Below are 13,009 nucleotides of genomic sequence, written 5' to 3' on the forward strand. Positions count from 1 at the left end.
GGCAGAGGCGTGGCCGCCGCTGCCATCACCGGCCGCCGCCAGGCCCAATGCGTGCGGAGCGCCTTGGCCCCGCCGTCGGCGCCCAGGACCGTGTCGGTCCAGACGCTGCGGTCGTCGTCCTGGGCGAAGCGCCAAGCCTTCCCGCTGTCCTGATCCAGGTGATAGCCCACGTGGGTCACCGCCGGATAGCGCGGCGTCCACGGGTCGGCGGACCGGACGACCAGGGTCAGGGCCAAGCCGGCGGCCAGGACAAGGATGCCGATGTACCGTGACGGCGAGCGGCCCGGGTCCGGCTGCGCCAGCGGCCAGAGAACGAACGCCGCCGTCACCATCTGGAGGCCGAACACCGGCATCAGGTCCATCGCCTCGAAAGCGAAGTGGGACAGCCCGCCTTGCCAGCCCAACCCGACCGCGGCCAGCACCGTCAGCAGGGCCAGAGGCAGGAGCGCGCGACGCGCGCTCAGCGAGGTGGCTGCCGCGCCGACGGCGCCGACCAGGAGCGGCCAGGCCAGGACGTAGGCCGCGGCGGGCGCGGCGATCTGAACCGCCGCCGCCAGCACCCAGCCAAGGATCAGGATCCCGGCCCAGGCCCCCTTGCGGTTCACCGGCTTGCCGTAGGTGAAATAGCCGACCGCGCCGGCGACGAGGCCACTCACCGCGCCGATCAGATCGTACCAGTGGAAGATCGAGCAGGCGAGGCCGGCAGCGATCGGCAGCAGCACCACCCACCGCCGGTTCCGCGACAGCTCGGCCGCCGCGATCAGCATGACGCCGAGCGAGATCAGCATCACCGCCCACTCCCAGCGCGTCACCTGGGCCAGCAGGAAACGCTGCTCCAGGAACCCGACCTCCGCTCCGGTGAGCCGGCGCGCGAACTGCAGCACGGCCACGGCCCCGAAGCCCACGAACAGCAGCGCGCCCATGCCGCGGGCGATGTCCTTGGCCTCGAACTCGCCGGCGTGGCGCGCCCAGCGGACGGCCAGGGCGATGAGCAGCGCAATCACGCCCAGCAGCACCCAGCCGCCCCACGCCGGGTAGGCCGCCACGACGTCGCCGAAGAGGCTCGAATAGACCAGCGAGGGCGAGCGGCTCGGCAGTTCTGTCGAGAAGGCCACTTCGGAGGCGATCGCCAGGACCTGCGTCCCCATGTCCTGCAGCGAGCCGCGATCCAGGTTTTCCGGCGTGGATGTCGCGCTGTGGTAGTCGAACTGGCGGCCAATGATGGCGTAGTTCAGCCCTGCGATCCCGGCCTTCAGCGACTCCGTCAGGTCGGTGTCGTTGGGCATCTCCTCGTAGAGCAGCACGGACAGCGATGACGACGCCGGCCGCTGGGCGGTGCGCTGGAAGAGGCGGATCAGGTCGCCGTTCTGCGGACTGGTTTGGAACATCTGCACGCGTCCGCTGGATCCTCGCGCCTCCAGGTTGATGACCAGCCCGATGCGGGTGGCGAGGGGATCGCGGCGGAAGAAGTGGTTGGCGCCCAGGAGGCCTGCTTCCTCGCCGTCGGTGAACACCACCATCACGTCGCGGGCCGGCGTCCCGCGGGCCTTGATGGCGCGCACCACCTCGAGGGCCGAGGCTACGCCCAGCATGTCGTCGGCGGCGCCAGGTGAGCCGGGCACGCTGTCGTAGTGGGCCATCAGCGCCAGCGCCGGGGCGCTGCGGTCGCGGCCCGGCAGGACGCCCACCACGTTCTCGATCGGACCGGCGACAATCGTGTTCGGGGCCTGCTTCCCGGTCCATACGCCCACGCCTGGTCGCACCTGGGGGCTCAGGCCCAGGCGCAGCATGCGGCCGACCAGGGCGTCGCGGACGTTGGCGTTGTCGGGGGAGCCCACCGGGTGGGGCGCAGCCGCCATGAAGTTCACGTCTGCGAACGCGCGCTCGCCGGCGAACTCCACCGCCGGCGCGCCGGCCGGCTGGGATTCGGGCAGCTGCTGGTCGACGAAGGCGATCCAGGAGCCGGCGACCAGCGCCGCCAGCAAGGCCAAGAGCCGACCCATGTCCGTCCTCCGCGCGCGATCCGCGAGAGAGGCTATCGCGCGTCGCCGGAAACGAAAACGCCCGCCGGTGAAGGCGGGCGTTGCGTTAGCTTCAACCGGATCGGGAAGATCAGGCGGCGACGGTCGCCATGCTCTCTTGCGGGTCGCGCAGGACATAGCCCCGGCCCCAGACGGTCTCGATGTGATGCTTGCCGTCGGCCGCAGCCGCCAGCTTCTTGCGAAGCTTGCAGATGAAGACGTCGATGATCTTCAACTCGGGTTCGTCCATGCCGCCATAGAGGTGGTTCAGGAACATTTCCTTGGTGAGGGTCGTGCCCTTTCGCAGCGAGAGCAGCTCCAGCATCTGGTATTCCTTGCCGGTCAGGTGCACGCGCATGCCACCCACCTCGACCGTCTTGGCGTCCAGGTTGACCACGATGTCGCCGGTCTTAATCACCGACTGGGCGTGGCCCTTGGAGCGGCGCACGACCGCATGGATGCGCGCGACCAGCTCGTCCTTGTGGAACGGCTTGGTCATGTAGTCGTCCGCGCCGCCGGAGAAGGTCTTCACCTTCGTCTCGATCTCGGCGGTGCCGGAGAGGATCATGATCGGGGTGTTGATCTTGCCCACCCGGAGCGTCCGCAGAACGTCCATGCCGCTCATGTCGGGCAGGTTCAGGTCGAGCAGGATGAGGTCGTAGTCGTAGATCTTCCCCAGATCGACGCCTTCCTCGCCCAGGTCCGTCGTATAGACGTTGAAGCCTTCCGACTTGAGCATCAACTCGATGCTCTGCGCGGTCGCGCTGTCGTCCTCGATCAACAATACGCGCATTGGCCTCTCCTGCCGCGTCCCGCATTCCCAGGCCGTTCTGGTGAACCGGCCCCATGGCTCACCGTTAACCTGACCCACCGTTCTTTAAGACCGGTTAATGCTGCTGGCCGCTCCAGGAGAATCGTTAATCTGATTTCGGAATCCGACTCAAGCTGGGCCGCAGAGGCGCAGAGTCGCAGCCCCGATGAATCTATTGTGATTGGACGGTCGTCCCGAAGCGGACGGCGGGAACGCCTTTTGCCGCAAGGGGTTCTCACTAGCCAAGGCAGGAGATTCCCCATGACCGACCTCAGAGAAACGTTGTCACGCTATCGCCTGCCGCTCCGCCGCGACCACTTGAAGCATGCGCAGCACCTCACGGGCCCCGCCATGCGCTACGCCTCGAGGAATCCGATGCTGATGATCGGCGCGGGCCTTCTGGCGCTGGCCGGGGTTCTGGCGTTCACCAACCGCAGGAAGATCGCCAGCACGGCTGGCCCTCTGATCGAGGACGCCCGCGTTCGCGGCCAGGCGTTGATGGAGGAGGCGGCGGTAAAGAGCCATGCCCTGATGGGCGAGGCGACGGCCAAGACCCACGAACTTCTGGAAACCGCCCGTGCGAAGGGCGAAGCCGTGGCCGAGAAGGTCTCATCAGTGCGTCGCGGGGCCGCAGGCCGGGCAGCTCCCAACGACGTACACTGACGCTTGTTCTTCACGACCCCTTAAGCGTGCGCGCGCGATGGTGCGCGCGTCGGGTTTAGGGGTTTCACTTCTTGAAAAGTCTGGTTGCCGCGGTCGAGCGGCTGGATCCACTGACGGTGTCCGGCCGTGTGGCGGCCGTCAATGGCCTGCTGATCGAAGCCCGCGGCGGTCTGTCCCGCCTCGCGATCGGCGCCCGGGCCGAGATAGACCGACTCGCCCACAACCCGGTGGCGGCCGAAGTCGTGGGATTCCGCGAGAACCGCGCGCTCCTAATGCCGTTCGGCCCGGTCGAGGGCGTGGCGCCCGGGGCTGAGATCCGCATCCAGCCCCTCGGCTCGGCGGTTCGGCCCACCAAGGCCTGGCTTGGTCGGATCATCGACAGCTTTGGCGAACCCATCGACGGTAAGGGTCCGCTGCCGCAGGGAATCGTGGGCTATCCGCTGCGCGCCTCGCCGCCCTCCGCTCACGCCCGCGCCCGCGTCGGCGAGCGGCTTGACCTGGGCGTCCGCGCCATGAACGTGTTCACCACCTGCTGCCGCGGCCAGCGGCTCGGGGTGTTCGCCGGCTCCGGAGTCGGTAAGTCGGTGCTGCTCTCCATGCTGGCCAAGAACGCCGACTGCGACGCCGTCGTGGTCGGCCTGATCGGCGAACGCGGCCGTGAGGTCCGCGAGTTCATCGAAGAGACCCTGGGCGAGGAGGGCCTGCGCCGCGCCATCGTCGTGGTCGCCACCTCCGACGAGCCGGCGCTGAAGCGCCGCCAGGCCGCCTACATGACCATGGCGATCGCCGAATTCCTCCGCGATCAGGACATGGAAGTCCTGTGCCTGATGGACTCGGTCACCCGTTTCGCCATGGCCCAGCGCGAGATCGGACTGGCCGCCGGCGAGCCGCCCACCACCAAGGGTTACACGCCAACCGTCTTCACCGAACTGCCGAAGCTCCTGGAGCGCGCCGGCCCCGGCCCGATCCGCCCGGACGGCACCAAGGCGGGGCCGATCACCGGCCTCTTCACCGTGCTGGTTGACGGCGACGACCACAACGAACCCATCGCCGACGCCGTACGCGGCATCCTGGACGGACATATCGTCATGGAGCGGGCCATCGCGGAGCGAGGCCGGTTCCCGGCCATTAACGTCCTGAAGTCCATCAGCCGGACCATGCCCGGCTGCCAGGAGCCGGACGAGCGGCTGGTGGTGAGGCAGGCCCGTGAGGCGATGAGCGCCTACGCCAACATGGAAGAGCTGATCCGCATCGGAGCCTACCGCGCCGGCGCTGACCCGCTGATCGATCGCGCCATCGCCCTCAACCCGTCCATCGAAGCCTTCCTGGGCCAGGACAAGGACGAGGCCACCAGCCTTGAGGCCTCCTTCGCCGGCCTGTCCGACATCCTGAACGGAGCCGCCGCATGAGTTGGGCCCATTCCCTGATCAAGCTGTCACGCTATGAGGCCGAGGTGCTGCAGAAGCGTCTGGCCGACATCGTGGATCGCCGCATGGATGCCGAACTCAGGCTGACGATGCTCGAGGCCGAGGGCGAGGTGGAGGCCCTGTTCTCTGCTCAGGAGACCGCCACTGGCTTCTACCGGGCCGGGTTCCTGGAAGGCCTGCGAATCCGCAAGGCCAGGATCCAGTCGGAGATCGAGGTCATTCTCGTCGAGGAGCAAGGCGCTCGCGACGCGTTGGCCGAGGCCTTCGAGGCCCAGAAGAAGTATGAACACATCGCCGAGAGCCTGGCGGTCGCCGAACGCAAGGAAACCGGCCGACGCGAGACCGCCGCCCTGGACGAACTCGGTCTTCGCCGCAAGGTCGCGCGCTAGGTCATCGCTGGGATGAGCGGGCTATTCTGACCGCCGGCCCCGCTCAGCTTCGACGTCCTGGCGCAGGACGTGCAGGTCTTCGCTGATCTTGAAGACCGTCACGTAGAACTCGCAGAAGGCGCGCCACAGGAGCGCCGCGGCGCCCACGCCCAGCAGGCCGATGCCCAGCACGCCGAGCGCCAGCAGGATGCCCAGGAAGATGTTCCCCTCGCGGATCGCCACGCCCACCGTCGCGCCCAGCACGCCGAAGGCCATGATCCCGATGATGCCGAGACCGGCCCAATAGACGAGGTGGATCAGCGGACCGGTCACCAGGCGCTCGAAGGTCAGCAGGTCCCACAGGAACTGACCGCCGGGGCCCTGGGGTCGCTGTGGGGGTCGCCGCATCCGAAATCCGAGACTCAAGTGTCGGGCGAAACGCCCGCGAGGTCGAAGGGCTATCAGCCGGGGCGGCGCCCTGCAACGGCGCAGAATCCATTAGCCAAACCGCTTCGGCCCGCCCATGGCGCGCACGCCCGAAGTTAGGCTGGCCTGACCTATATCGCCCCGACCGTCTTCAGACGGGCTCGCGGGTGGATCTCGTTCTGGCTCATCACCGGCGTCTGGCCGCGGAAGCGCTCGATGATTGAGCGGACGTAGGGCCGGATCGTCGGGCTGGTGAGCAGCACCGGACTGTCGCCCGCCATGGAGGCCCGCTCGAAGGTCTCACGGACGTTGCGGATGAATTCCTGCAGGCGCGATGGCGCCAGCGCCAGCTGCTTCTCCTCGCCCGAACCCACCAGGGCGTCAGAGAAGGCGTTCTCCCACTCGGCCGACAGCGTGACGATCGGCAGGGCGCCGTCATCGCCGCGGTACGAATAGCAGAGCTGCCGCGCCAGGCGGCCGCGAACCTGTTCCACCAGCAGCGTGATCGAAGCTGTGTGCGGCGCCGCTTCGCCGATACCTTCCAGGATGGCCCCGAGGTCGCGGATCGACACCTTCTCGCGCAGCAGCGCCTGCAGGACGCGCTGCAGCGTCGTCGCGGATACAGTCGCGGGTATCAGGTCGTCGGCCAGCTTCTTCTGCTCGGCCGGCAGGTCCTTGATCAGCTTCTGGACCTCGGCGTAGGTCAGGAGATCCGGCATGTTCTCCTTGAGGATCTCGGTCAGGTGCGTGGTCAGGACCGTCGCCGGATCGACGATGGTGTAGCCGCGGAAGGTCGCCTCCTCGCGCAGGCTGTCCTCAATCCAGGTCGCGGGCAGGCCGAACGCGGGCTCCTTCATGTGCTCGCCGGGCAGCTCGACCTGGCCGCCGCGCGGGTCCATGGCCATCAGCGAGCCGATGCGGACCTCGCCCTGGCCGGCCTCCATCTCCTTGATCCGCAGGCAGTAGCCCTGGGAAGGAAGGCGCATGTTGTCGAGGATGCGCACGGAGGGCATCACGAAGCCGAAGTCGGCGGCCAGTGTGCGGCGCAGCGCCTTGATCTGGTCGGTGAGCCGGCGGCCTTCCAGGTCGTTGATAAGCGGCAGGAGCCCGTAGCCCAGCTCGATCTTGATCTCGTCGATGGCCAGGGTCTGGGCGATCGGCTCGTCCTCGGCCTCGGCCGGCGCCTCGACGATCTCAACGGGCGCGGGCTGGGAGGCGGTCTTGGAGCGCTTCCACGCCAGCACGCCGGCGCCGATCGACAGTGCGGCGAAGGGGATGATCGGCATGCCGGGGACCACGGCTAGTATGCCGGCGACCGCGGAGACCATGCCCAAGCTGATCGGGTTCATGGCCAGCTGGGTGACCAGCGCCTTGTCGGCCGCGCCCTCGACCCCGGCCTTGGACACCAGGAAGCCGGCGGCGATCGAGATGACCAGGGCCGGGATCTGGGTGACCAGGCCATCGCCGATCGACATGATCGTATAGGTCGAGAAGGCCTCGCCCAGCGGCACCTTGTGCTGCGCCACACCGATCACGATCCCGCCGATCACGTTGATCGCGAGGATCACCAGGCCAGCCACAGCGTCGCCGCGCACGAACTTCGACGCGCCGTCCATAGCGCCGAAGAAGGTCGACTCCTGCTCAAGATCCTTGCGCCGCTTCTTGGCCTCGTCCTGCTCGATCAGGCCCGAGCTCAGATCCGCGTCGATGGCCATCTGTTTGCCGGGCATGGAGTCCAGGGTGAACCGCGCCGCGACTTCGGCGATCCGGCCGGAGCCCTTGGTGATCACGACGAAGTTCACCACCACCAGGATGGCGAACACGATCACCCCGATGGCGAAGTTGCCGCCCATCATCAGCTTGCCGAAGGTCTCGATCACCGCCCCGGCGCCGTGCGCGCCCTCGTGGCCGTGGGTGAGGATCAGGCGCGTGGTGGCGATGTTCAGGCTGAGGCGGAACAGGGTCGCCACCAGCAGGACCGTGGGGAAGGATGTGAACTCCAGCGGCTTCTTGATGAGCAGCGAGGTCATCAGGATCAGGACCGACATCAGGATGGACACCGTCAGAAGCCCGTCCAGGACGAACGCCGGGATCGGCAGGATCATCAGGACCACGATCCCGACGACGCCCACGGCGAGCATCACCTCGCCGCGAGCGACCCAGCTCCACATGTCCCTGGCGGAGGGTGCGGTATCGAAGCGGTAGGAGGAGCCGGTGTCCGCCATTCAGCTCACGCTGCGCTCTGGCCCATCTGGGGCGCCGGCACCGTGACGCCGGCCTCGGTGTATTCCTTCAGCTTGTTGCGCAGCGTGCGGATCGAGATTCCCAGGATGTTGGCCGCATGCGTGCGGTTGCCGAAGCAGTGCTCCAGGGTCTCGATAATCAGCTGTTGCTCCATCTCCGACACGGTCTGACCGACGAAGGCGCGGGTGGCGACCTCGGCGGCGCTGGCGGCGATGTGGGCCGTGCGGGCGTGGGCGTCGGCCGGCGCGAGCGGCTGGCCGTCGGGCAGGCGGATGGCGTTCTCGTCGATCTCGGCGCCGACGGAGAGCAGCACCGCGCGGTGCATGGCGTTCTCCAGCTCGCGGACGTTGCCGGGCCAGCGGTGGGCGGTCAGCCGGCGGCGCGCCTCCTGGCTGAGCGGCTTCTCGGCCATGCCGTTGGCGGCGGCGTACTTCTTGATGAAGAATTCTGACATGGCCACTACGTCGCCCGGCCGCTCGCGCAGCGGCGGCAGGCGCAGGTTCACGACGTTGAGGCGGTAGAACAGGTCCTCGCGGAACGTCCCCTCCTTCACGGACTGGGCCAGGTCGCGGTTGGAAGTGGCCAGGATGCGGATGTCGATCTTCACCGGCTTGGAGCCGCCGACGCGGTCGATCTCGCGTTCCTGCACGGCGCGCAGCAGTTTGGCCTGCAGGCGTGTGTCCATCTCGGAGATCTCGTCCAGCAGCAGGGTGCCGCCGGTGGCTTCCTCGAACTTGCCGATCCGCCGGGCGAGGGCTCCCGTGAAAGCCCCTTTCTCGTGGCCGAACAGCTCGCTCTCCAGCAGGTTCTCGGGGATGGCGGCGCAGTTCACGGAGATGAACGGCCGGTTCGCCCGGCGCGACTTCTGGTGGATGTACCGGGCGATGACTTCCTTGCCGACGCCGCTCTCGCCGGTAATCAGGATCGAGGCGTCCGAGGCGGCGACCTGGTCGGCCAGGTTGATCACAGCCTGCATGTTGGGATCGCGCACCACCATCGGGCGGTTGTCGTCGCTCACCGCGGCCAGCACCGCGGCAATAAGGGCCGCCTCGGGGGGGAGCGGGATGAACTCCTTGGCGCCGGCGCGGATGGCGTCGGCGGCGCGCTTGGGATCGGCGGCGATGCCGCAGGCCACCACGGGCACGCGAATGCGCTCAACCTCGTTGGCGGCGATCAGGCCGGCGATGTCCAGGTCGTAGTCGACCATCAACAGGTCCGCGCCCTGGCCGGCGCGCAACGCGTGGGTCGCCGCCTCGATGGACTCGACGTGGCTCACCTTCGCGCCCGCGCTCATCGCCATCTTCACGGCGGTGGAGAGCTGTCCGCTCAGTTTTCCGACGACCAGAAGCCGCATGTTCTACTCCTTCAGAAGGGCGGGCTTCAGCCCTGGCCTTCGCCGTCCTTGATGATTTCCGTCATGGTCACGCCCAGGCGTTCGTCGACGATGACGACCTCCCCGCGGGCCACCAGGCGGTTGTTCACATAGATGTCGATCGCCTCGCCGACCTTGCGATCGAGCTCCAGCACGCTGCCCTGGGTGAGCTGCAGTAGCTGCGCCACCGACATGGTGGAGCGTCCCAGCACCGCGGAGATCGCCACCGGGACGTCGAACACGGGTGCGAGGTCCGTGGCGCTGCGCTGTTCATCGCCGCCGGGGTCGGCCAAGGCAGCGGCTTCCTCCGGCGCGAACTCGTCGAGTTTCAGGTCGTCATCAGCCATGGGTCAGCTTTCTGAGCCGGGGATCAAGGGTTCGGCGTGCAGGCCCTCTGAGGCGAGCGCCGCCTTGAGGGCCTGGGCCACGCGGTCGGCGGCGGCTTCGGGGTCGAACGCGGCTTGCCCGTCGCCGAAGTCGAGGGTGAACGCGTGGCGGCCGAACTCGCCGTCCGGCCGCACCACGATGGCGCCTTCGAAGCCGAGGGCGCGGGCGGCCTCGGCGAGGGTGGCCTGCAGGGTCTCGACGATCGCGGGGTCGCAGCTGACCACCAGGCGCGGCTGGGCTTCGATCTCGCGGGCGAGGGAGTCCAGCGCAGCCTGGGCCGGCGCGCCGGGGAAGAGGTCCAGCGCGGTGTCGGCGATGGCGCGCGCGCAGGCCATCGCCAGGGCGGCGGAGCCCTCGCGGTGCTCGTGGGCCACTTCGGCAAGCTTCGGCAATGCCTGGTTGCAGGCCGCTGCGATCTGGCTGAGTGCGTTCGCCTGCTGGGCGGCGAGGCTGGCCAGGGCGGCGCGCTCGCCTTCGCTATGAGCAAGCGCGCGGATCTGCTCGACCTCCTCGACCGGGTAGAGGCGCTTCGGCCGCGGCGTGGACGCGGTGACGTCGCCGGCCCCGTCGAACACCGTGTCGAACCTGAATCGTTGAGCGGGTTGCGACATCAGTAGATCAGCTCATCTTCGTTGCCAGCGCCGGCCAGCATGATCTCGCCCTTGTTGGCGAGGTCCTTGGCGACCTGGACGATGTTCATCTGGGCCTGGTCGACGTCGCGCAGGCGCACGGGGCCCATGCTGTCCATGTCCTCGCGCATGATCTTGGCGGCGCGTTCGGACATGTTGGAGAAGAACATTTCCCGGAGTGAATCCGAGGCGCCCTTCATCCCCAGCGCCAGCTGGTCCTTCTCGACCGTGCGCAGCAGGGTCTGGACGCCGCCCGGGTCGAGCTTGGAGAGGTCTTCGAACACGAACATCAAGGCCCGGATACGCTCGGCCGCCTCGCGGTTGCGCTCTTCCAGCGCGGTGATGAAGCGCGCCTCGGTCTGGCGGTCGAAGGCGTTGAAGATGTCGGCCATCATCTCGTGGCTGTCGCGCTTGGACGTTCGCGCCAGGTTCGACATGAATTCGTTGCGCAGGGTCAGCTCGATCTTGTCGAGGATCTCACGCTGCACCGGCTCCATGCGCAGCATGCGCATGACGCACTCCAGCGCGAAATCTTCCGGCAGGGATGAGAGCACGCGTGCGGCGTGGTCCGACTTGATCTTGGACAGCACCACCGCGACGGTCTGCGGGTATTCGTTCTTCAGGTAGTTGGCGAGCACGGCCTCGTTCACGTTGCCCAGCTTGTCCCACATGGTGCGACCCGCCGGACCGCGAATCTCCTCCATCAGGGTGTCGACCTTCTCGCCGGGCATCATCGAGGCGAGCAGCTTCTGGGTCTGTTCGAACGAGCCCATGATGGCGCCGGTGCCGGCCATGCCGGAGACGAACTCGACCAGCAGGTCCTCGACCACGGCCGAGGTCACGTTGCCGAGGCTGGCCATCGCCTGGGAGATCTCCTTGATCTCCTCCTCATCAAGCGCCGCCCAAACCTTGGCGTGCTCTTCGCCCAGCGCCAGCAGGATGACTGCGCACTTCTCCGCGCCGTTCAGGCGCGAGGCGTCGACGATGTTCTTGGAGGCCCCGCGCGCCATCAGGTCGTCTCATGCAGCCAGGAGCGGAGGATCGCGACGGACTCGTCGGGATGGGCCTCCACGAATTCGGACACCTTCTTGACCGCGCTCTGGCGCACCTGGCCGTCGACCCGCGCCATGTCGACGCGGGCGGAGCCGTCGTCCTGGCCCGGTCCGGGCAGGGCGAGCTGCGAGATCGAGCCGTCGGCGGCGATCTGCATCTGCTGGCCGTCGGGGGTGACCATGATGCGGGTGACCGGCGGCTGGGCCGCCGCCCCGGCGACGCCCTTACCCTTCTTGCCGCCACCGCCGCCGATCAGCGGCCGGGCCACGAAGAAGATCATCAGGATGCCGACGACCGCGAGGACGGCCAGTTCGGCAGCCCGCATGATGTCGTTCTTGTCGAAACCCATCAGCGGGCTGGCCGCGGCCACGCCGCCGGTATCCTCTGCGGTAGGGAAGCGAACGTTGAGGACGCTCATCTGGTCGCCGCGGTCGCTGTTGAACCCGACGGAGGCGCGGACCAGCTGCTCGATGCGCTGCATCTCCTCGGCTGAGCGGGGCGTGTAGGCGCCGGGCTTGCCGTCCTTGCCGATGGCGGTGACCCCGTCCACGGCGACGGCGACCGACAGGCGCTTCACCGCGCCGGGCTCCAGCACCTCGGTGCGGATCGACTTGGAGATCTCGTAGTTGGTGGTGGATTCCTGCTTGCCGGAGGAATTGGTGTTGGCATTGGTGTCGGCGCCGGGGCCGCCGGGGATGTTGGCGGCGACCGAGGCCTGGCCTGCGCCATCGGCGGAGGCTTCCTTGCTGTTCTCGTCGGTCGTGCTCTCCGAGCGGATCACCTGGCCGTCCGGATCGTACTTTTCTTCCTGGGTGGTGACCCGGGCCATGTCGACGTCGGCCGAGACGTTCACACGCGCCTTGCCAGCGCCGACGATGCCTTCGACGAGGGTCTTCACCTGCTTGGCGATGCGCTGCTCGACCTCCGACTTGCGGCTGTCGGCCGCGGCGGCCATGCCGATTTCGCCGCCGGAGAGGGTCTTTGCGTGCTGGTCGATCACGGTGACGCGGTCGGGCTTCAAGTTGGGCACAGCGCCCGCCACCAGGTTCTGCATGGCGCGCACCTGGTCGGCGTTGGGCTCGCGCCCGCCGACCCCGATGCTGACGGAGGCCGAGGGCAGCTCGGCCTCTTCCTCGAACAGCTGGCGCTTGGGCAGCACCAGGTGGACGCGGGCGGAGGTTACGCCGTCGAGCGCGCGGATGGTGCGGGCCAGTTCGCCTTCGAGGGCGCGCTGACGGTTCAGTTGCTGGACGAAGTCGGTCTGGCCCAAGGCGCTGGCTTCGTCGAAGATCTCGTAGCCCACCGAGCCGGCGGTCGGCATGCCCTTGCTGGACAGCATCAGGCGCGTGGATGCGACCTCGTCGCGAGGCACCAGGATCGTGGAGCCGTCACCCTTGACCTCGTACTTGACGCCCGCCTGGTCGAGGGCCTGGGTGATGTTGCCGGCTTCCTTGAGGTCGAGGTTGGAATAGAGCAGGGCCTTGGGCTGGCCGAGGTTCATGAAGATCGCCGCCATGACCGCCGCTGCGCCGGCGGCGATGCCGAGGATGGCGGCCAGGCGGCCGATCCCGAATCTCTGCAGGGCTGCGGTCAGCGAGTTCAAAACTG

Annotated in this window: 12 protein-coding genes; 3 read left to right on the top strand and 9 right to left on the bottom strand. The window is 68.0% G+C overall.

What is annotated here, in order from left to right; genetic code table 11:
• Both QZV94_RS02030 and ctrA read right to left on the bottom strand, forming a co-directional pair.
• Positions 1 to 2,003: M20/M25/M40 family metallo-hydrolase (locus tag QZV94_RS02030; RefSeq protein WP_293676131.1), on the bottom strand; the 2,003-nt coding region annotated here is incomplete at its 3' end.
• 109 nt (positions 2,004 to 2,112) lie between these two features.
• Positions 2,113 to 2,814, bottom strand: a complete 702-nt coding sequence (gene ctrA / locus QZV94_RS02035; protein ID WP_293676132.1) for a response regulator transcription factor CtrA — start codon at positions 2,812 to 2,814, stop codon at positions 2,113 to 2,115.
• Positions 2,815 to 3,093: 279 nt separating this feature from the next.
• On the opposite strand from ctrA, the gene QZV94_RS02040 reads away from it, so the two are divergent.
• The 3 genes from QZV94_RS02040 (at position 3,094) to QZV94_RS02050 (ending at position 5,311) form a co-directional block, all read left to right on the top strand.
• A complete protein-coding gene (locus QZV94_RS02040; RefSeq protein ID WP_293676133.1) occupies positions 3,094 to 3,495 on the top strand; it encodes a hypothetical protein in 402 nt (133 codons plus the stop codon).
• Positions 3,496 to 3,566: 71 nt separating this feature from the next.
• Complete coding sequence (gene fliI, locus QZV94_RS02045) at positions 3,567 to 4,904, top strand: flagellar protein export ATPase FliI (RefSeq protein ID WP_293676134.1); 1,338 nt, start codon at positions 3,567 to 3,569, stop codon at positions 4,902 to 4,904.
• Positions 4,901 to 5,311, top strand: coding sequence for a flagellar export protein FliJ (locus QZV94_RS02050; protein ID WP_293676135.1), 411 nt, complete (start codon positions 4,901 to 4,903; stop codon positions 5,309 to 5,311). Before fliI ends, QZV94_RS02050 begins: the two co-directional genes overlap by 4 nt.
• Before the next feature lie 21 nt (positions 5,312 to 5,332).
• On the opposite strand, the gene QZV94_RS02055 is transcribed toward QZV94_RS02050, so the two are convergent.
• From QZV94_RS02055 to fliF, 7 genes are all read right to left on the bottom strand, one after another.
• On the bottom strand, positions 5,333 to 5,698 hold the full coding sequence (locus QZV94_RS02055) for a DUF4282 domain-containing protein (RefSeq protein WP_293676136.1): 366 nt from the start codon (positions 5,696 to 5,698) through the stop codon (positions 5,333 to 5,335).
• Between the two features lie 149 nt (positions 5,699 to 5,847).
• On the bottom strand, positions 5,848 to 7,941 hold the full coding sequence (gene flhA, locus QZV94_RS02060) for a flagellar biosynthesis protein FlhA (protein WP_293676137.1): 2,094 nt from the start codon (positions 7,939 to 7,941) through the stop codon (positions 5,848 to 5,850).
• 5 nt (positions 7,942 to 7,946) lie between these two features.
• The gene (locus QZV94_RS02065) at positions 7,947 to 9,314 is read right to left on the bottom strand and encodes a sigma-54-dependent Fis family transcriptional regulator (protein ID WP_293676138.1); all 1,368 of its coding nucleotides are present in this window, start codon (positions 9,312 to 9,314) and stop codon (positions 7,947 to 7,949) included.
• A 26-nt stretch (positions 9,315 to 9,340) separates the two neighbouring features.
• On the bottom strand, positions 9,341 to 9,679 hold the full coding sequence (gene fliN, locus QZV94_RS02070; RefSeq protein ID WP_293676139.1) for a flagellar motor switch protein FliN: 339 nt from the start codon (positions 9,677 to 9,679) through the stop codon (positions 9,341 to 9,343).
• A gap of 3 nt (positions 9,680 to 9,682) precedes the next feature.
• Positions 9,683 to 10,333: a flagellar assembly protein FliH gene (locus tag QZV94_RS02075; RefSeq protein WP_293676187.1), complete on the bottom strand. Its 651-nt coding sequence runs from the start codon at positions 10,331 to 10,333 to the stop codon at positions 9,683 to 9,685.
• Entirely contained in the window at positions 10,330 to 11,358 is a 1,029-nt protein-coding gene (fliG, locus tag QZV94_RS02080) for a flagellar motor switch protein FliG (protein ID WP_293676140.1), read from the bottom strand. The genes QZV94_RS02075 and fliG overlap by 4 nt, the downstream gene beginning before the upstream one ends.
• Entirely contained in the window at positions 11,358 to 13,004 is a 1,647-nt protein-coding gene (fliF, locus tag QZV94_RS02085; RefSeq protein WP_293676141.1) for a flagellar basal-body MS-ring/collar protein FliF, read from the bottom strand. The genes fliG and fliF overlap by 1 nt, the downstream gene beginning before the upstream one ends.
• Positions 13,005 to 13,009: the final 5 nt, after the last annotated feature.

The organism is uncultured Phenylobacterium sp. (genome assembly GCF_902826855.1).
Classification (GTDB): domain Bacteria; phylum Pseudomonadota; class Alphaproteobacteria; order Caulobacterales; family Caulobacteraceae; genus Phenylobacterium.